The organism is Piscibacillus salipiscarius, assembly GCF_042685285.1.
Classification (GTDB): domain Bacteria; phylum Bacillota; class Bacilli; order Bacillales; family Alkalibacillaceae; genus Piscibacillus; species Piscibacillus salipiscarius.
This window is the reverse complement of sequence record NZ_JBHUMZ010000010.1, coordinates 51,186-68,801: the sequence shown is the minus strand read 5'-3', so window position 1 is coordinate 68,801 and position 17,616 is coordinate 51,186. Positions and strand designations below refer to the sequence as shown.

Sequence of the window (17,616 nt, the reverse complement as noted above, 5' to 3'; positions counted from 1 at the left end):
TTGGCTATTCATGCCAAAAATATTTATCACTCGTCAATTACCCGAATCAGCAATTGCTAAACTAAGGGATTCATTTGAAGTGGATATGTGGCCATATGAAGATCAGCCTATCCCAAAGGGTGAGCTTTTGAATAGAGTAGAGTCTGCTGATGCGATCTTAAGTATGTTAACAGAAACCATTGATGAAGAAGTCTTTCTTAAAGGAAAGCAATTAAAGGTTGTTGCCAATATGGCGGTTGGCTTCGATAATATTGATGTTGAAGCGGCTAAAAAACATAATGTCATCGTGACGAATACACCAGAAGTCTTAAATGAAACAACGGCAGATTTAACGTTTGCGCTGCTTTTGGCAACAGCAAGAAGGATTCCAGAAGCTGTGGATTTTGTTAAAGAAAACAAGTGGTCCACGTGGTCACCGTTTTTAATGGCTGGATCAGATGTTCACCATAAAACACTTGGAATCGTGGGGATGGGGAATATCGGACAGGCGGTTGCTAAGCGAGCGACAGGATTTAATATGAATATTTTATATCACAATCGTTCAAGGAAAAGAGAAGCAGAGCAAGAACTAGGCGTCCAGTACGCAGAATTTGATGACCTGATTAAGCAATCAGATTTTGTTGTTTGCATGACCCCGCTGACCGATGAGACGAAGAATATGTTTAATGATGATGTTTTTAAAAAGATGAAAGATGCGGCGATATTTATCAATTCGTCTCGAGGCGGCGTAGTGGTGGAAGAAGATCTTTACCAAGCGTTAATAAATGGGGATATTAAAGCGGCAGGACTTGATGTATTTAAGGATGAGCCAATCAGTAGCGACCATCCATTACTGGAGCTTAGTCAGGTAGTGGCTCTTCCACATATCGGATCAGCCAGCGTCGATACACGCATGAAAATGATTGAGCTTGCGGTTGATAATATCTCGCGCGTGTTGAATGGAGAAGAGCCAGTCACGCCTGTATATTAAATCTAATATGACAAACAAAAAAATCGCATGTGATCAAGGTGAATCACATGCGATTTCTATAATTGAATAGCTGAGAACGTATAAAATTATCTTTTAAACGTTGATTGTTGTTTTTGTACAGAGTTATCTAGCGCAATGCGTCCAACCACTGGGTGACTTCTCGTCTAAATCTACGATAAGTCAACATCGATTCGCTGTACTCATCGTGTTTCCTTTATCTCGGTCTATCACTGCGTGGTTAAACGGACGCATGCGCTTTTATTAATAGTCTTAGAAAATTTGTTCTACTTCTCTAACGCCAGGTACTTCTGCACGTAGAGCACGTTCAATGCCGGCTTTTAATGTGATCGCTGAACTTGGGCAGTTGCCGCAAGCGCCTTTCAAACGTAGTAAGACAATGCCTTCATCATCCACATCGACTAACTCTACGTCGCCTCCGTCACGAAGTAAAAAAGGGCGTAGTTTTCCAATGACTTCTTGTACTTGTTCAAACATCGTTCATCTTCCCCTTTCTTAATCATATTATATCACGAATTGGATATTTTTCTAACCGTTAATACAAAATTATTGAGAATCATTATCATTGTACCTAGAAAATCTTATGGTGTAAAATAAAAATAACTGAACGATTCGACTAGGAGGGGAACTATGGGGAAAAATATACAACTTACAGTCTATGGAGCAGAAGTATTGTGCCCAAGCTGTGTAAATTTGCCGAGTTCAAAGGAACAATATGAATGGCTACAAGCTGCGATTGGCCGAAAATTTGGGGAAGATGCCATTCAATATAAATATATAGATATTTTTAAACCGCCTGAAGAAAGTCAATATAAGGAGTTCGCTGAGCGGGTGGTTGAAGAAGACATGTTTTATCCAGTTGTATTGATTGATGATGAAATTGTTGGGGAAGGCAACCCTAAATTAAAAACCGTTTATAAAGCGCTTGAAGAAAGAGGATTAGAACCTCAAGCTTAAACTAAAACGGGTTCAATCAACTGAGAATTAAGGGAGTGTATGTATGAACCCAATTGTTGAGTTCTGTATTAATAACTTGATGAGCGGGTCGCAAGAAGCTTTTGATAAGCTTTCTAGAGATCCTGATATCGATGTTGTGGAGCTTGGGTGTACAAGCCACTGCGCATTATGTTCCATGACGCTATTTGCTTTGGTTGAGGGCGTTTGTGTGACAGCATCATCACCTGAGCAGCTCGTTGATAATATATATAAACAACTAGAAGAAGACGAACCAAGTATATAGGAGTTAAGTATATGAACATTCCATTTACAAAAATGCATGGCTTAGGCAATAATTACATTTATATAGATGGTTTTAAAGTGGACTTAAAAGAGGAACATCTTCCTAATCTAGCAAAGGACGTCTCCAACGTGTTTACCGGAATTGGCTCTGATGGACTTATTTTAATGTTGCCGTCAGATTTTGCAGATGTTCGCATGAGAATTTTTAATAAAGATGGTTCGGAAGCAATGAACTGTGGAAACGGACTTCGCTGTGTGGCAAAGCTCGCTTACGATCTTGGTTATGTTAAAACTCAAACGTTTAAAGTGGAAGCCAAATCAGGTGTTGTGGATGCTGAGGTTGAACTTGAACAAGGACTTGTTAAAAACGTGACCATTGATATGGGGCAACCTATTTTAGAACGCAGTCAAATTCCTATGAAAACTTTAACAGGTGCTGAAGAAGATCATGTCATACAGGAACCGTTTTTAGTTGGAGAAGAAGACTTGTATGCGACGGCGGTTTCGATGGGGAATCCTCATGTAGTCTTTTATGTTGATGATATTGCGGATGCGCCAATTCAAACAGTAGGCCCGGCCGTAACAGATGATCAGCGCTTTCCTGAAGGGGTAAACGTTGAGTTTGTTGAAGTGGTTAACGACAGCGAAATTAACTTCCGCGTTTGGGAGAGAGGTTCTGGTATTACTCAAGCTTGCGGGACTGGGGCTTGTGCAGCTGTTGTTTCATCCGTGTTAAATGACTATGTACCAAAAGGTGATGAAGTGACCGTACATCTTGATGGCGGTGATTTAATGATCACTTGGAAAGAAGATGGCCATGTGATGATGAAAGGGCCGGCTGTTACAGTCGCTTCAGGTGAATATTATTGGCAGAAAATTTGAATGACAATGTATTCATCAGTATAATGTGGTTAAGGAGGTAGTTCGGTATGACGATTAATATAACAGAACAAGCGCAGTATCAAATTAATGAAATGCGTAAAGGTGATTCGGCAGACACTGTGTACTTACGATTTGGTGTAAAAGGTGGAGGATGCAGCGGTCTTTCTTATAAATTAGGTTTTGATTACGAAGTGAAAGAAACCGATGAATTATATGAAGATTATGATGTTCCTGTGATCATCGCAAAGATGGACCGTCCAATTATCGAAGGAACGACGATTGATTTTAAACAGAACATGATGGGCGGCGGGTTTACGATTGATAACCCGAACGCGATTGTATCATGTGGCTGTGGGTCTTCGTTTAAAGCAAAAGACCGTGAAGGAACTCCAGAGAATTGTTAATAATTAATAAGTAGCTTTTGCGTAACACACGCAAAAGCTATTTTTTTGCCCTTTTTAAAGATTTTTGTAATAAGATAAAACTATTAACGTCTATTAATTAGAAAACAACTTAGGGGGTAAAGCCATGGATGAAGAACTCATCACAGAATGGTTCGATCGCTATGCTGATGACATATACCGATTTTTAGCTTATTACACATCTTCACCAGATGTAGAAGATATGGTTCAGGATGTATTTATCAAAGCGATCAATAATTTTGATAAATTCAAAGGAAATTCTAGCCCGAAAACATGGTTGATTTCAATAGCTAGAAACTTAGCAATTGATGAAGCTAGAAAGAGAAAACGTCAAGACTGGCGCAAGCTAATCGATACTTATCAAACGGAAAACGAGGAGTCGCCAGAAGACGTCTATCAAGTGACGGAATCGAAGGCACAATTACATGAGGCTATTCATGAATTAAAACCAAACTACCGAGACGTCATTATTTTAAGAGGAATTGAAGAATTAACGAATGCAGAAGCGGCTGATATTTTAAATTGGACAGAAAACAAAGTAAGGGTGACATTTTACAGAGCATTAAAAGCGCTGAAGACACAGGTAGGGAGGGTCAACTATGAGTAAACATGACGATCAATTCTTGGATGAACTAAAGGAGTTAAAAATGAATAAGTCCATAAGTCCAGAGAAAAAAGATGAAATGAGATTAAATATAGCCAAATTCGCCAAAAAGAAAAAAGCACAGCGGAAACGTAAACAGCAATTTATTTGGGCTTCAACTGCAGCCGCCGTAGTATTGTTCGGTGTTATCGTAATGAGTATTATGAATCAACAAACAGAAACCGTCGACGATCCTAATCCGACTCCAGCAGACGAGCAGCCAGTTCAAGGTGAAGATCCAGAAAATGATCCAGTTGAGGATCCGGAAAATAACTCAGAAGAGCAGCCTGAATTTAATGTTGAGGTAGAAGGACCATTTGACGAGACGATTATGTTAGAAGGGATGGAAGAACCGACACAAGTCATGGAATTTCTAATCACACCCCATCAAATCAGTTATCAAATGGATCAATTTTTAGGAAATTATGATATTAATGAAAATAAGATTACACATACAACCGATACTGGCTTTGCCACGGTTATAGTAGAAGTGATTAATGATACTCAATTAGAGGAATTTGCTGAAGGATTAGAAGGGGATCAAACACCAGTAGATCCTAATAAAAATCCATTTGAAGGGATTCAGAGCCATCAAAGTGGTGAGCAAGTAACAGGTTATTATGCTTATCAGGTTAATGATGATGTTTTATATGTACAGTATGAATACGGAATTGAAGGCGGAGACGGAGTCGGACCGAGGTTAGAGCTTTTTATTGAATCAATTAGTAAGATGGAATAAACCGGCCGAAAACTTTTAAAAAGGGGCCGATAAAATTCAAAAACAGGCCGATAAATTTCTGAAAGAGGCCGTAAAACTTAGAAAACGGGCCGAAAGATTTTAAAAAGAGGCCGAAAGAATTCCAAAACCGGCCGTAAAAAATCAATTCCCCTCCTCACGAAAAGTGAGAAGGGGGATTTCCTATGCTTGTCCAGTTGCTTCAGTGTGGGTAGCTCGTTTTTTCATAACACCAAGGCCGATGACAGCTGCAACGACTACAATTTCAAATCCGTATTTCAGCCACTCATTTGCAAAAAAGTCCGCAACAAATGGCTCTTTTACAATCATCTTAGAAGCCGTCCAAGCTAGAACACCACCACCGATATAGATGATGATTGGGAAGCGTTCCATTAATTTTAAAACGAGCTGACTTCCGAATACAATGATTGGAATCGAGATTAATAATCCAATGACAACAAGTAAGATACTACCATGAGCAGCACCAGCGACTGCAAGGACGTTATCTAGACCCATCATAGCATCTGCTATGATAATTGTTTTAATTGCAGCCCATAAGCTTCCGCCAGCTGCAACATTTACTTCTTCTTCCTCAGTTAATAACTTATAAGCAATCCAAACTAATACCACACCACCGATGAGTAAAAGACCAGGGACCTTCAGTAACCAAACAACGAAGATCGTCGCAATAATTCGAATGAAGATTGCCCCAGCTGTCCCCCATATAATCGCTCTTTTTTGAAGGTGTTTCGGTAAATTTCTAGAGGCGAGTGCTATTACTACGGCATTATCACCTGCAAGTACTAAATCAATTAGAATGATCGAAATAAGTGCTGTAAAAAATTCTACTGTGAAAAAATCCATTTTCTAATTCCCCCTTTTAAGATAAAAAAAGAGACCAATGCCCACCTAAAATAGGTAAGCAAAGGTCTCGCTAACAATTTAATCATTGCCAATAAAGCCGAGAGGATACCCCTCTGAAATGACGACTTTTATTGTAAAAGCTACTCCCCTTTGAATCCATTACTTGTCTTCAAAGATTTTCATCGAAGTTGAGTGTTTTGGTTGTACTTTCGAATCTGGGTCGATGCGAACTTTCGCATTGTTTACAGCTGTTGGTCCCTCGCCGAAACCTGATGCGATGAGTTTAACTTTACCTGGGTAGGTGCAAATGTCACCAGCTGAGTAAATACCAGGAATGTTTGTTTCCATTCTGGAGTTCACGACAATATTGTTTTTCTCAAGCTCTAAACCCCAATCCTTAATCGGACCTAGTGAAGAGATGAAACCGTAGTTAATAATGACATCATCAACATCCACTTCAACTGTTTCTTCAGATTTTGTTTTTTGTAGTATAACCTTGTTGATATCGTCTTCGCCTTCTAGGTCATAAGGAACATAAGGTGTTAATATATCAACTGAAGAATCTTTTAATTGCTCAACGCTATGTTCGTGAGCTCTGAACTGATCGCGGCGGTGAACAATCGTTACTTTTTCCGCAATTGGTTCTAACATTAATGACCAATCGACAGCAGAGTCACCACCACCGCAAACGAGTACTTTTTTATCTCTAAAAGCTTCTAAGTCTTTGATGTAATAATGAAGGTTGGTACTTTCATATTTATCGCAACCTTCGACTTTAAGCTTCCGTGGTTCGAATGCGCCATTACCCGCAGTGATAATGATCGTTTTAGTATAGAACGTATCTTTATCTGTTGTTAACTTAAATAAGTTTTCGTCTACTTTTTCAACCTCTTGAACCGCATGATCTAATGTGATTTCAGGATTGAAAGGTTTAACCTGCTCATATAAGTTATCAACTAATTCTTGTGCTCGGATTTTTGGAAAACCGGCAACATCGAATATATATTTTTCAGGATATAATGCAGATAATTGACCACCGATGTGAGGAAGGCTTTCAATGATTTGTACATCAGCCTGACGTAAGCCACCGTAAAATGCAGTGAATAGGCCAACCGGACCGGCGCCAATGATCGTTATGTCTCTAACATGATCACTCATAAATTTTCCCCACCTTTTATGAATTTCAATACGCACCATTGAACATTATAACATTATACAGGGTTTTATGAGAACTTTTTTTCCTTATAAATTATCAGAAACATTAGAAAATATTATGAGGGTTGAAAATGGACATAAAAAGTTCTATGATTGACTTTAGGTAATGTTTTACGAAATTATGACAATATTTTATTTTAATCTGTGAAAAAAATCACAAAGTTGTTTGTGAGCATTTTCCTAGGTAAAAATTTTAAGGATGGAAGGGATTAATATGAACAGACCAAACATTGTCATTTTGGGTGCAGGTTACGGTGGAATCATGACAGCGGTAAACCTCCAAAAGAGCATGTCATCTGAAGAGGCCAAAATTACATTGGTTAATAAGCATGACTATCACTATCAAACAACTTGGCTACACGAAAATGCAGCAGGTACGTTACATCATGATCGCACAAGACTCGCGATTAATGATGTCGTCGATTTTAACAAAATAAATTTCGTACAAGATACAGTTAAATCGATTGATCCTAAATCGAAAACAGTGAAACTTGAGGACGGAGAACTTAATTACGATTATTTAGTGATCGGCTTAGGTTTTGAATCGGCAACATTTGGAATTGATGGTATTGAAGAGCATGCCTTAACGATCCAAAACATTAATAGTGCACGTAAGATTCGTGATCATATTGAGTATAATTTTGCTCAGTATAATCTTGAGCGTGGAGAGCGTGAGGACCTTATTACAATCGGTGTAGGTGGAGCTGGTTTTACAGGAATTGAATTCGTAGCAGAACTAGCTAACCGTATTCCTGAACTTTGCCAAGAATACGATGTCCCAAGAGAGAAAGTTCGCTTAATCAACGTTGAGGCAGGTCCTACTGCACTTGCTGGATTTGACCCTGAACTTGTTGAATACGCGATGAATCGTCTTGAGGAAAAAGGCGTTGAATTCAAATTAGGTACGATGATTAAGAAAGTAACTGAAGATAGCATTATTGTTGAAAAAGATGAAGAACGTGAAGAAATTAAAACGAAAAACTTCATCTGGGCTGCAGGTGTGACAGGTAACTCAATCGTTCAAGAATCTGGTTTCGAGACGAACCGTGGCCGCGTTCCAGTTAGACCGGACCTACGTACACCAGATTATGATGATGTATTTGTAGTTGGGGATTGTGCTGTGATTATGAACCCTGATACAGAACGTCCTTATCCACCAACAGCTCAAATTGCGATTCAAATGGCAGACACGGTGGCTCACAACTTGAAACAAATGGTTAGCGGCGGGGAAAAGCTACAGTCATTTGAACCACACATTCAAGGGACAGTCGCTTCACTTGGTCACACAGATGCCATTGGTGTTGTATTTGATGATAAAAAACTATTCGGACGTTCAGCATCCATTATGAAAAAAGCTATCGACAACCGTTACCTTATGAAGCTTGGCGGCGTTGGCCTTCTACTTAAAAAAGGTAAACTTGACATGTATCACTAAATTGTAAAGATTTGAAAAGCAAAGGCATAGGTCTTTGCTTTTCTTTTATGTTAAACTGATAGAGGTTTAACGAACGAGAAAAAGGTAGGGAACAATTGTGGGTATATTATTTGGCTTTGTTGCATCGCTATTATTTTTTGTCTTGTTTTTTGGAATAGCATTTATCTTAAACATGTTACTTAGATCGACCTGGTTAATGGCGCTGGTTTATCCGGTTGTCGTGATTTTAATTATTGACGATGTCTCTTTTTGGAGTTATTTCTCATCTCCGATTGATTCATTTTCTAGGTTACCAGATCGCATTACGAGCCTAGAGCCTTTTGACTTAATCGTTTTATTGGCCGGGCTAGCTGGAACGATTGTGGCAGGATATGTTATTAAAATCCTCAGAAATAAAGGCTATCAAATGTTTTAAGGTTTATTCAAAAAATTCAGTTAAATGTATAAAAGCTTCTTAATTTGGTTACGCTTCATGACAAAGAGGTGTTAAACATGCGTAATCAATTAAGGAGCTTTTTCTTTTTTGCTATTTTATTAGTAAGCATGACTTCACTGCTGCTAACCGTTAACCTGACTATGAAGGCAGCGGATGATGGCGCACCATCTATTCAAACTGAAAACTATGAAGGGCATCAGATCTCTTTAACTCATAAATCTAATAAATGGGGAGAGGCAGAAGGGAATTTGGAAGATGGGGAACAAATTTTAGTAGCAGGCGTTAGAGATGAAGTGAAGGAAAAGGAAACTGAGAAAAAATCAAATGACGAACAACAGTCTACGAAAGCTAAAAATGTTGAACAGGTATCTATGACTGCTGAAGTTGCGTTTAAACAGTATCCTGTTAGAACGGTTGTCGCAACTGGCTACACAGCTGGGTACGAATCGACTGGCAAAACGAAGGATCATCCGCTATACGGGATTACATTTTCAGGTTTAACGGTTCAAAGAGGTATTTTATCAACCATTGCCGCTGATCCAAGTGTCTTTCCGCTTGGTACCGTTTTGTACGTACCGGACTACGGTTATGGAATCGTAATGGATACAGGAGGCGCTATTAAAGGCCATAAAATAGATTTATATTATGAAACCGTTGATGAAGTTTATAACGATTGGGGTAAAAAAAGCACAGATGTGTACGTTATTGAAGAGGGAGACGGATCCGTTTCGAAAAAGGATTTAGCTTATTGGGAAGACCAAATTAGCTCCCAAGCACTTCCTGCTTTTAATCAAAAATAGTGGACAAGTAAAAGAGCCGCTTGCAGATTGCAGCGGCTCTTTCTTATATTGAATAATATATAACAGCAATAATAATTCCAGTTAAAGCACCGAAGAAAACTTCAATAGGCTGATGCCCAAGTAATTCTTTTAACTCTCGTTGTTTTTCACGTTCTTCTTTTTCCTGCCACTGTTTAGCCTCATCAACGAAACGATGAAAATCTTTTACTAACTGATTTAGAATCGTTGCATGCTGTCCGGCATGTCTTCTAATACCAGTAGCATCATACATGACAATAATACTGAGCACACAGGCAATGGCGAAGTAAGGGGAATCAAGACCGTGTTCAATGCCAACCGAAGTGGTTAAAGCTGTTACGGCTGCAGAGTGACTGCTCGGCATCCCGCCAGTACTAAATGCGAGTCCTAAAACTAACTTTCGATCCGCAATAAAGTGAATAGGAATTTTAACAACTTGAGCGAATACAACTGCAAATAGAGCTAAAATTAACGGTGTGTTGTGAAGAATATCCATTGAGACGCCACCTTTAGTTGTGTTCTTTATCTAATCTATATACATCATACCCTAAATATGAATGATAAAAAACTTACAATTAAATTTACGAATTAAGAGAATGTTTGATAAGATAATGATAATAAATGGAGGTGTCGAAATGGTAAACGTAATCAATCAAGAAGTAACACAAGTAGAAGCTGAAGCACTAGTAGTCGGTCTATACGAAGAGAACAAAGAAAACCAAGATGTTTATCAATCATTAAATGATGAACTGAATCATCATCTAGACGAATTAGTTAAACAGGATGATGTGAAAAACAGTTTTGGAGCAATTTCGAAAGTACATACATTTGGACAAGTTAATGCTAAAAGAATTTATTTTGTTGGTTTAGGTAAAAAAGATGAATTAACGGTTAATAAATTCCGAAATGTAATCGGCAAATCGTTTAAGCAATTAAATAAAGACAAAATAAGGGAAGTGACACTTGCACTAAAAAGTTTCACGGAAGATTTAACATTTGCTGAAGCACTGGGTGAAGCTTTTGTTATGGCAACTTATCAATTAGAGACGTATCATACATCGAGAGAGAATGAGACTTATTTAACAAATCTATCACTAATCGCAGATGAAGAGGGCATCCAGGGAGCTGTAGAAGTTGGAGTAGCACTTGGACAAGGAACGAATTCGGCTAGACATTTTGTCAACATGCCAGGTAACTTATTAACGGCCACTGAGCTCGCATCTTATGCTGAGAATATCGCCGAAAAACATGGAATGGAGATTGACATTTTCGATAAAGACCAAATTGAAGAACTTGGCATGGGTGCTTTATTAGCAGTGAACCAAGGGTCTAAGGAACCACCTCGTTTTATCGTTATGAAGTATCAAGGAAAAGCAGAATGGAGCAATCCCGTAGCCTTAGTTGGGAAAGGCATCACCTTTGATACAGGTGGTTATTCACTGAAAGGTAAAGAAGGTATCATCGGCATGAAAATGGATATGGGCGGTGCTGCAGCCGTATTAGGCGCAATGGACGCGATTGGACAAATAAAACCTGAAGAAAACGTATTATGCTTGGTGCCGTCAACTGATAACATGATCAGCGGAGATGCATTTAAACCTGACGATGTGATTGTATCGATGAGCGGGAAAACGATTGAAGTACGTAATACCGATGCAGAAGGTCGCTTAGCCCTTGCGGATGCCGTCACATATGCGAATCAACAAGGCGCATCAAAAATTATTGATGTTGCAACGTTAACAGGCGGTGTTGTGGTCGCTTTAGGTGATGAAATGACAGGCGCCATGACCAATAATGGGGAATGGTTTGATCAGGTATTTGAAGCATCAGAGGAAGAGGGAGAGCTCGTTTGGGAATTACCATATCATGACGTGTTCAAAAATAAAGTGCGCTCAAGTCATATTGCTGACTTAAATAACTCCCCTGGGCGAAAAGGACACGCTGTGCTTGCCGGATGCTTTATCGGCGAGTTTGTAGAAGACACACCATGGGTTCATTTAGATATCGCAGGAACCGCCATGGCAGAAAGTGAGCATGACCTCGGCCCTAAAGGTCCAACAGGCGTCATGTCCCGCACATTAGCTAAAACAATTATGAATTTGAAATAATGTAGCTTTTGCTTTTGGCAAGCCGATGGAGATCAAGATCCCATCGGCTTTTTTTACGTTTGAATGGTACTGAATGTCGTTAGATACTTGTTTAACATCGTTAGAAATCAAGAAAATGAAAATAGAACGAGTATGAACGTAAATAGTATACACCTGAATCTAACAGCAGGGCTCTAAATCTGATTACAAAGTAAAAGCCATTTCGAGAGATCGAAATGGCTTAAGGTAACTGTAATTTGTGAAAAGGAAAATCTATACTATGTTCTAGATGCTAAAGTTGGGACAGCTTTAAACAATCTAATCATAAACTGTGGTAAAACAATGGCGACTCCCATTGTAATAATAAAATCCTTAATAAAGAAAGGAATCATCGTAATGACTGATGCCTTCATTGAGATGGCAATCTCAGCTATATAATTAAGTGATAAATACATAATAGGCGTGCCAATTACATAATTAGTCATAAGTCCCGCAAAAGTTGCGATTAAATAAACTCCGACCTTGGGTTCTTTTGCTTTTTCAATAATAAGACCAGAAATAAATGCAACGAAAATAAATGAAAGTAAAAATCCGCCAGTTGGTGAAATTAACGCTGTTGCTCCAGCACTCATCTCAGCAAACACCGGAACACCTGCAATCCCAACGAGTAAATAGACAATCATGGAAAAAGCGCCTAATTTTTTACCTAAAATCAATCCTGCTAAAATCGCGAAAAGAGTTTGTAATGTAATTGGAACCTCTCCGCTCGCATATGTAATTTTAAATGCTGGGAACCAAAAAGCGATGTTCGCTCCGATCATCATCAGTACAACGAATACTGCGCCTAATGTTAAATCAAGTGTTTTAAATTTTGAATTCATCAATTGTCGCCCCTTTCTGAAAATATGGTAAACAATTAAAATAGTATTGTCAACTATCATTTTAAAAAAGTGAACAATTATTTAGAGGGTAGATGATAAAAATGTAGAAGTATTTAAAAGGGTGATTTGAATGTCAGAAACATATAAAAATATCATGGCCTTATTGGCATTAATAGCCGTTGGCATCGGCTTTTATTATATTTTTACTAATAGTCCAGAACAAAAGGTAAAACGTATTGCAGTAGATTATTATAAGGCGATGATGGATCAAGATTACGAGGAAGCTTTTGAACTTTTGTACAAATATGATGAAAAAACTCCAACAGAAGGTACAGTTTTGAAGGAAGAGGAAGCCAAATCATTTTATCTAGAAAAAATCAATAAGTTAAAAGAATATCATTATAAATTAAAAGATTACGACATCATTAACATTAGAAAAGAAGATGGACACACGTCATTTGCTGAGATGATCCTTACGTTTGAGGTGGACGGTCAAGAGCATGAAGTAAGCGAAACCATAGATGAGTGGAATGGCAAGGCGTGGATTATAGAAAGTGAGGATCCTTTTGTAAACTTTCGTAATGGAAAGATGGGTTTTGATTTAGAGAACGCAGAGCCTGAATTCTACTTTATGGATTGATTAGGCATATGACAGGATATAGTGTTTGAAAATGGTGAAGAAGTACCATTACGGACAATCATCGCTTCGGAATAAACTTGGTGGGGATTTATCAACCCCAGATTCCAATATATCTACCCCATTTCGGAAAATATCTACCCCGAAATTGGTCGACGGGGTAAAAAAAGTTATTTTATCTACCCCTTAAATGGATTTATCTAACGCCATAGAATGACGGAGCTTTTTCGCCATTTATCGACCCATAAAAAAGAGCACCGATCACGTTCGGTGCCCTCCTCAACTATTCATTATTTCGTCGTAGCTTCTAGTGCCACTTCAATCATATCGTTAAATGTTGTTTGACGTTCTTCAGAAGTTGTTTCTTCACCAGTTAAGATGTGGTCACTAACCGTTAAGACAGATAAAGCGTTACGGTCATATTTAGCAGCTAATGTGTATAGTGCTGTTGTTTCCATTTCAACTGCAAGCACATTGTAATCTGCAAGCTTTTGGAATAAGTCCATCGCATTTTCACGATAGAAACTGTCACTTGTAAAGACGTTACCGACTCTTAAGTTTAAACCACGAGTTTCGCCGACTTCATATGCTTTCTTAAGTAAATTGAAGTCTGCTCCTGGAGCGAAGTCAATCCCGCCGAATTCCATACGGTTCATTTGTGAATCTGTTGTAGATGTTTGGGCTAGAATAACATCGCGCACTTTAACATCTTTTTGTAACGCTCCGCAAGAACCAACACGGATTAAGTTTTGAACATCATACTCTTGAATTAATTCATTAACGTAAATAGAGATACTTGGAACACCCATACCTGTTCCTTGCACCGAGATGCGCTTACCTTTGTATGTACCTGTGTAACCGTACATACCGCGAACTTCGTTATAGCAAGTCACATCTTCTAAAAATGTTTCCGCAATATACTTCGCGCGTAGCGGGTCACCTGGAAGTAAGATTGTATCCGCAATATCGCCTTTTTTAGCACCAATATGTGTACTCATATCCTGTTCCTCCTTGAATCATTCTTACTTCCTTAACCTACCATATTTCAAATTCGTAAACAATTTAAAGGAATTAGTTAATTAATTCAATATATTCGCGCAATAATCGCCAACCATCTTGTTCATTTTTCCATACAAAAAATATTTTTGCTGGGTAATCAATTCCATTTACGGTGTTGGTTTCGGTTCCAAAGACTAACACATCGTTTGTTCGAGTTGTGATCGATTCGATTTCAAATGATTTCGTTGTCTGGGTACCTAAGTACTGCTCCAAAACATCGTTAAGGTCATAGTCGTAGTCATACTTCTGCGGAGCTGCCAAGGCACTATGGCACCAATAACCAACAAATTCAGGGGACATTTTCTCACGCACTTGTGATGAATCGTTCGTTGCTAGAGCGTTATTCCAAGCTTTATAGTAATCTTTAATTATCTGTTCAATCATGTTTAAAGCCTCCTAAGTTAAAAAACTGAGCTCTGGGATCGAGCTCAGCTATTTATTCTATAAAACTTCTTCTAACACTTTGGTTTCTTCATGATCAAGTAAGTTTTTGTTGATTTTATCTTCAATTGTTTTATTCATATGACTTTCTAAGTCGTTTACTTCATCTGATTCACCGACTAGGTAAATGCGTTCCCAGCCGTGATTTTTAGCAGCTTTATCAAGTTTTGGTGCGATGCTCTTATACCAACGATAACGGTTAGCTTCGAAACGTTCGTAAAATTCGTCTTTCTTAGATGTTTTACCGCCACCTGAACCTAAGTTGGAATCAGCTTTGTGAGTACCTTGATGCAAGCGCCAATCTTCTGTATCTAAATCAAGTTCGTATACATTCGTTTCGTTGACGGTTCCTAAATCAGCATCAATGTATTTGATTTGGTCTTTCTGAGTTAGAATAATACCTGTTTTAGGGAATGTTTCTTGCATTTCTTTTAATTGATCTAATACAGGTTCCTCTTCCCAGAAAAAGGCTGTTTTAACTGGCATTTGTAAAATATCTGCAAACCATACATCGTCATCTCCAGTTGCAAAAATGATGACGCTCTTCTTAAGGTTCATTTCATTTTCATTCATAAAGTTTTCGACTTTTTCTTTTACAGCCCAGTAATTTCGCTTTTCATCTGAATCGCCATCTTCCTGTAAGTAAGATTCAAAGTTATTTAAACCGTTTTTGAGTTGTAATCTCCATTTCCCGCCTTGCTGATCGGGGTCAGCTGGGTCTGTATTTAAATACATCGTAAACACTTTATTTGGTTTTTCAGATCGATAATGTTCAAGTTTATTGAGTAATGGTTTTAAATCCAATGAGATCATCTCCTTTTTGTGGATTTACTTGATACATTCCACGAAAAGAGAAGGATTAAACACTTTTAAAAGTGGCTTTAAATTCAATAGCTTGTCTAATTAAAACTCATTATATGTAATAGCTTATAAGTTTTTATCAATGATCATTTTTTGAATTGAATTTAACGAATTGATGACTTGGTCTAAACGTTCTTGTTGTTGCTGATGGCTATTTGTTAAGTCATCCAACTGATATTGTAGGTTAAGTAATTGCTGATTTATGTCCTGTTTTTCTTGTTCAGCTTGTAAATTAGCCTCTTTAGTTTCATCGATGGCTAATAATGTGGCTAAGGTAGCTATTGCATCGGCTACAGTTGTTAGTGAACTAGCTAGTAAAGCCAATTTTAAACTCTGAGGTGTTTCTGAGTCACTGTTAAACTCAAAAGAATCGCTCATATTGTCTTCAACCTCGTTCTTATTAGTGAGAGTATTTAGTTATAGTTTATGTGAGTTAAAGTGGTATATTATTAATAATTAACGCTGGTGATTAAAGCCAATTTATAGCGTTCATAAAATACTTCATGTATAATTATGTATAGTAATATTTAATAGGGTTTTGTTGTGTTCAGCCTTAAAATATGAACGCATAATCCTTCGGGGCTGGGTGAAATTACATTCAAAATAGTAAAAAATATAAGAGCCTGTAATCCTTGATATTAAAAGGGTTAAGGCTCTTTTTGTTTTCGGTGAACAGTGGCTTAATTATCTAATTGTTGACGAGCTGTTGACCAAATGCATTATTTTTTAGTCTGAAAGGATATAATTAGGAACTTTTATTTTTATATTTATTGGGATTTAATTGATTGAATTTTTCAGCTGTCTTTTTCATACCTTCTGGTGACAGGTGGCCATATATATCCGATGTAGTTCTCATGCTACTATGACCTGCTCTAATTTGGGCCTCCTTAATGGAGCCACCGTTCTCAAGTAACCAGGATACCATGGAATGTCGATGGTCATGTAATCGAATATCCTTTAAATTATATTTTTTTATAATCTGCCTCCATTTACTAGTAGGTGTTTGTGGATTATAAGGTCTACCTAAACCTGTGTGAAATACGAATTTATGTCCTTTTTCTTCCCATTGATCTCCTGCAGAAAACTTTTCCTTTTTCCACTCTTTATAAAAGATTTTCATTTCATCCATATACCATTCAGGCATATCAACAACTCTAATGTCTTCATCAGTCTTTGTTGACTTGATTAGTGGCTTTCCATTTTCAAATAATGGGATACTTTGAACTAACTTAATTTGTAGATTATCAAAATCAAAATGAGTCCATTCTAAAGCCACAATCTCACCACGTCTAAAACCAGTTATGAGAGCTGTTAAGAAAAATAAACGCCACTGTTTAGATTCTTGGTCAAGTGCTTCAAAATAAGTTGCAAAGTCAGCTCCACTATAGAATTTTGGTTTACGTTTTTTTAGTTTAGGTCGTTCAAGTGACTCCATTGGACTTTTTGAAATTATTTGCCACGTCACAGCTTTATTGAATAAGATCCTCAGAATTTTATCTAATTCATAAATAGTACTACTTGAAAGAGGTACGTCTTTCTTGCGTTTGCCGAAACCAGGTTGTGAAGCTTCGTTTAAGAAATCAACTATATGAAGTGTTTTGATTTGTTCAATTCGCATTGCGCCAAAACGAGGAAGAATGTAGTTATTAAGTTTCTCCATATAATTATTATAAGTTTTTTTAGCATAAAAGCTTTTAGCATATTTTTCAGACCAATCATGAACAAAATCCTTAAAATATTTCTTCTGAGGCTCAATGTATTCTCCAGCCTCAACTTGCATTTTGAACTTTAACCATTCTTCTTCTAAGTAGCCTTCTAATTTTCGTTTGGTTTTCATAAGTCTAGAATCTACTTTAATGGTTTTTGTTTTTCTTAAGCGCTTGCCATTTTCGTCATAGCCTAACTCCACAAATAACGTAAATGAATTCTTTCCCCTTTGAGTATAACTAGCCATATTTAAACCTCCTTTTAG

At 37.7% G+C, this 17,616-nt stretch carries 23 protein-coding genes; 12 read left to right on the top strand and 11 right to left on the bottom strand.

Features of this window, described 5'->3' with window-relative positions:
• The first annotated feature begins 10 nt into the window (after positions 1-10).
• Positions 11-970: a 2-hydroxyacid dehydrogenase gene (locus ACFSW4_RS02555; RefSeq protein WP_377327255.1), complete on the top strand. Its 960-nt coding sequence runs from the start codon at positions 11-13 to the stop codon at positions 968-970.
• Between the two features lie 270 nt (positions 971-1,240).
• Here the strand turns inward: ACFSW4_RS02555 and ACFSW4_RS02550 are convergent, their stop codons facing one another.
• Positions 1,241-1,465, bottom strand: coding sequence for an iron-sulfur cluster biogenesis protein NfuA (locus ACFSW4_RS02550; RefSeq protein ID WP_054753652.1), 225 nt, complete (start codon positions 1,463-1,465; stop codon positions 1,241-1,243).
• A gap of 153 nt (positions 1,466-1,618) precedes the next feature.
• Here ACFSW4_RS02550 and ACFSW4_RS02545 point away from each other — a divergent pair, with 153 nt between their 5' ends.
• From ACFSW4_RS02545 to ACFSW4_RS02520, 6 genes are all read left to right on the top strand, one after another.
• Positions 1,619-1,945, top strand: a complete 327-nt coding sequence (locus ACFSW4_RS02545; protein WP_054753650.1) for a YuzD family protein — start codon at positions 1,619-1,621, stop codon at positions 1,943-1,945.
• Between the two features lie 43 nt (positions 1,946-1,988).
• The gene (locus ACFSW4_RS02540) at positions 1,989-2,228 is read left to right on the top strand and encodes a DUF1450 domain-containing protein (protein ID WP_054753648.1); all 240 of its coding nucleotides are present in this window, start codon (positions 1,989-1,991) and stop codon (positions 2,226-2,228) included.
• An 11-nt stretch (positions 2,229-2,239) separates the two neighbouring features.
• Positions 2,240-3,109, top strand: coding sequence for a diaminopimelate epimerase (gene dapF, locus ACFSW4_RS02535; RefSeq protein ID WP_377327252.1), 870 nt, complete (start codon positions 2,240-2,242; stop codon positions 3,107-3,109).
• Positions 3,110-3,156: 47 nt separating this feature from the next.
• Positions 3,157-3,513, top strand: a complete 357-nt coding sequence (locus ACFSW4_RS02530) for a HesB/IscA family protein (RefSeq protein ID WP_054753646.1) — start codon at positions 3,157-3,159, stop codon at positions 3,511-3,513.
• 124 nt (positions 3,514-3,637) lie between these two features.
• The gene (locus tag ACFSW4_RS02525) at positions 3,638-4,138 is read left to right on the top strand and encodes an RNA polymerase sigma factor (protein ID WP_054753645.1); all 501 of its coding nucleotides are present in this window, start codon (positions 3,638-3,640) and stop codon (positions 4,136-4,138) included.
• Entirely contained in the window at positions 4,131-4,913 is a 783-nt protein-coding gene (locus ACFSW4_RS02520) for a hypothetical protein (RefSeq protein ID WP_054753643.1), read from the top strand. The genes ACFSW4_RS02525 and ACFSW4_RS02520 overlap by 8 nt, the downstream gene beginning before the upstream one ends.
• A gap of 180 nt (positions 4,914-5,093) precedes the next feature.
• On the opposite strand, the gene ACFSW4_RS02515 is transcribed toward ACFSW4_RS02520, so the two are convergent.
• From ACFSW4_RS02515 to ACFSW4_RS02505, 3 genes are all read right to left on the bottom strand, one after another.
• Positions 5,094-5,774, bottom strand: a complete 681-nt coding sequence (locus ACFSW4_RS02515; protein ID WP_054753641.1) for a TerC family protein — start codon at positions 5,772-5,774, stop codon at positions 5,094-5,096.
• 159 nt (positions 5,775-5,933) lie between these two features.
• A complete protein-coding gene (locus tag ACFSW4_RS02510) occupies positions 5,934-6,932 on the bottom strand; it encodes an NAD(P)/FAD-dependent oxidoreductase (RefSeq protein ID WP_377327249.1) in 999 nt (332 codons plus the stop codon).
• A gap of 103 nt (positions 6,933-7,035) precedes the next feature.
• Positions 7,036-7,125, bottom strand: a complete 90-nt coding sequence (locus ACFSW4_RS02505; protein ID WP_377327299.1) for a hypothetical protein — start codon at positions 7,123-7,125, stop codon at positions 7,036-7,038.
• Between the two features lie 78 nt (positions 7,126-7,203).
• Between ACFSW4_RS02505 and ACFSW4_RS02500 the strand changes: the two genes are divergently transcribed.
• From ACFSW4_RS02500 to ACFSW4_RS02490, 3 genes are all read left to right on the top strand, one after another.
• Complete coding sequence (locus ACFSW4_RS02500; RefSeq protein ID WP_377327247.1) at positions 7,204-8,424, top strand: NAD(P)/FAD-dependent oxidoreductase; 1,221 nt, start codon at positions 7,204-7,206, stop codon at positions 8,422-8,424.
• 97 nt (positions 8,425-8,521) lie between these two features.
• Positions 8,522-8,839: a YuiB family protein gene (locus ACFSW4_RS02495; RefSeq protein ID WP_377327245.1), complete on the top strand. Its 318-nt coding sequence runs from the start codon at positions 8,522-8,524 to the stop codon at positions 8,837-8,839.
• A 77-nt stretch (positions 8,840-8,916) separates the two neighbouring features.
• Positions 8,917-9,660 (top strand): 3D domain-containing protein, encoded by a 744-nt coding sequence (locus tag ACFSW4_RS02490; RefSeq protein WP_377327243.1) that lies wholly within the window; start codon positions 8,917-8,919, stop codon positions 9,658-9,660.
• Positions 9,661-9,703: 43 nt separating this feature from the next.
• Here the strand turns inward: ACFSW4_RS02490 and ACFSW4_RS02485 are convergent, their stop codons facing one another.
• On the bottom strand, positions 9,704-10,174 hold the full coding sequence (locus ACFSW4_RS02485; protein WP_054753636.1) for a divergent PAP2 family protein: 471 nt from the start codon (positions 10,172-10,174) through the stop codon (positions 9,704-9,706).
• Positions 10,175-10,313: 139 nt separating this feature from the next.
• Between ACFSW4_RS02485 and ACFSW4_RS02480 the strand changes: the two genes are divergently transcribed.
• A complete protein-coding gene (locus ACFSW4_RS02480; RefSeq protein WP_377327241.1) occupies positions 10,314-11,786 on the top strand; it encodes a leucyl aminopeptidase in 1,473 nt (490 codons plus the stop codon).
• A gap of 257 nt (positions 11,787-12,043) precedes the next feature.
• Here ACFSW4_RS02480 and ACFSW4_RS02475 read toward each other — a convergent pair whose 3' ends face one another.
• Complete coding sequence (locus ACFSW4_RS02475; protein ID WP_054753634.1) at positions 12,044-12,646, bottom strand: biotin transporter BioY; 603 nt, start codon at positions 12,644-12,646, stop codon at positions 12,044-12,046.
• 130 nt (positions 12,647-12,776) lie between these two features.
• Between ACFSW4_RS02475 and ACFSW4_RS02470 the strand changes: the two genes are divergently transcribed.
• The gene (locus ACFSW4_RS02470) at positions 12,777-13,286 is read left to right on the top strand and encodes a hypothetical protein (protein ID WP_377327239.1); all 510 of its coding nucleotides are present in this window, start codon (positions 12,777-12,779) and stop codon (positions 13,284-13,286) included.
• Between the two features lie 287 nt (positions 13,287-13,573).
• On the opposite strand, the gene deoD is transcribed toward ACFSW4_RS02470, so the two are convergent.
• From deoD to ACFSW4_RS02445, 5 genes are all read right to left on the bottom strand, one after another.
• The gene (deoD, locus tag ACFSW4_RS02465; protein WP_054753629.1) at positions 13,574-14,281 is read right to left on the bottom strand and encodes a purine-nucleoside phosphorylase; all 708 of its coding nucleotides are present in this window, start codon (positions 14,279-14,281) and stop codon (positions 13,574-13,576) included.
• Positions 14,282-14,354: 73 nt separating this feature from the next.
• Positions 14,355-14,726: a nuclear transport factor 2 family protein gene (locus tag ACFSW4_RS02460; RefSeq protein WP_377327237.1), complete on the bottom strand. Its 372-nt coding sequence runs from the start codon at positions 14,724-14,726 to the stop codon at positions 14,355-14,357.
• A gap of 57 nt (positions 14,727-14,783) precedes the next feature.
• Entirely contained in the window at positions 14,784-15,587 is an 804-nt protein-coding gene (locus ACFSW4_RS02455; protein ID WP_054753625.1) for a VLRF1 family aeRF1-type release factor, read from the bottom strand.
• Positions 15,588-15,710: 123 nt separating this feature from the next.
• On the bottom strand, positions 15,711-16,022 hold the full coding sequence (locus ACFSW4_RS02450; protein WP_054753623.1) for a hypothetical protein: 312 nt from the start codon (positions 16,020-16,022) through the stop codon (positions 15,711-15,713).
• Between the two features lie 367 nt (positions 16,023-16,389).
• Positions 16,390-17,598, bottom strand: a complete 1,209-nt coding sequence (locus ACFSW4_RS02445; RefSeq protein WP_377327235.1) for a tyrosine-type recombinase/integrase — start codon at positions 17,596-17,598, stop codon at positions 16,390-16,392.
• Positions 17,599-17,616: the final 18 nt, after the last annotated feature.

Coding starts and splice junctions, on each gene's coding strand:
- dapF (WP_377327252.1), top strand. CDS start 2,240: ATGAACATTCCATTTACAAAAATGCATGGCTTAGGCAATAATTACATT.
- ACFSW4_RS02510 (WP_377327249.1), bottom strand. CDS start 6,932: ATGAGTGATCATGTTAGAGACATAACGATCATTGGCGCCGGTCCGGTT.
- ACFSW4_RS02485 (WP_054753636.1), bottom strand. CDS start 10,174: ATGGATATTCTTCACAACACACCGTTAATTTTAGCTCTATTTGCAGTT.
- deoD (WP_054753629.1), bottom strand. CDS start 14,281: ATGAGTACACATATTGGTGCTAAAAAAGGCGATATTGCGGATACAATC.
- ACFSW4_RS02545 (WP_054753650.1), top strand. CDS start 1,619: ATGGGGAAAAATATACAACTTACAGTCTATGGAGCAGAAGTATTGTGC.
- ACFSW4_RS02480 (WP_377327241.1), top strand. CDS start 10,314: ATGGTAAACGTAATCAATCAAGAAGTAACACAAGTAGAAGCTGAAGCA.
- ACFSW4_RS02475 (WP_054753634.1), bottom strand. CDS start 12,646: ATGAATTCAAAATTTAAAACACTTGATTTAACATTAGGCGCAGTATTC.
- ACFSW4_RS02515 (WP_054753641.1), bottom strand. CDS start 5,774: ATGGATTTTTTCACAGTAGAATTTTTTACAGCACTTATTTCGATCATT.
- ACFSW4_RS02490 (WP_377327243.1), top strand. CDS start 8,917: ATGCGTAATCAATTAAGGAGCTTTTTCTTTTTTGCTATTTTATTAGTA.
- ACFSW4_RS02500 (WP_377327247.1), top strand. CDS start 7,204: ATGAACAGACCAAACATTGTCATTTTGGGTGCAGGTTACGGTGGAATC.
- ACFSW4_RS02540 (WP_054753648.1), top strand. CDS start 1,989: ATGAACCCAATTGTTGAGTTCTGTATTAATAACTTGATGAGCGGGTCG.
- ACFSW4_RS02460 (WP_377327237.1), bottom strand. CDS start 14,726: ATGATTGAACAGATAATTAAAGATTACTATAAAGCTTGGAATAACGCT.
- ACFSW4_RS02470 (WP_377327239.1), top strand. CDS start 12,777: ATGTCAGAAACATATAAAAATATCATGGCCTTATTGGCATTAATAGCC.
- ACFSW4_RS02445 (WP_377327235.1), bottom strand. CDS start 17,598: ATGGCTAGTTATACTCAAAGGGGAAAGAATTCATTTACGTTATTTGTG.
- ACFSW4_RS02525 (WP_054753645.1), top strand. CDS start 3,638: ATGGATGAAGAACTCATCACAGAATGGTTCGATCGCTATGCTGATGAC.
- ACFSW4_RS02450 (WP_054753623.1), bottom strand. CDS start 16,022: ATGAGCGATTCTTTTGAGTTTAACAGTGACTCAGAAACACCTCAGAGT.
- ACFSW4_RS02520 (WP_054753643.1), top strand. CDS start 4,131: ATGAGTAAACATGACGATCAATTCTTGGATGAACTAAAGGAGTTAAAA.
- ACFSW4_RS02550 (WP_054753652.1), bottom strand. CDS start 1,465: ATGTTTGAACAAGTACAAGAAGTCATTGGAAAACTACGCCCTTTTTTA.
- ACFSW4_RS02555 (WP_377327255.1), top strand. CDS start 11: ATGCCAAAAATATTTATCACTCGTCAATTACCCGAATCAGCAATTGCT.
- ACFSW4_RS02530 (WP_054753646.1), top strand. CDS start 3,157: ATGACGATTAATATAACAGAACAAGCGCAGTATCAAATTAATGAAATG.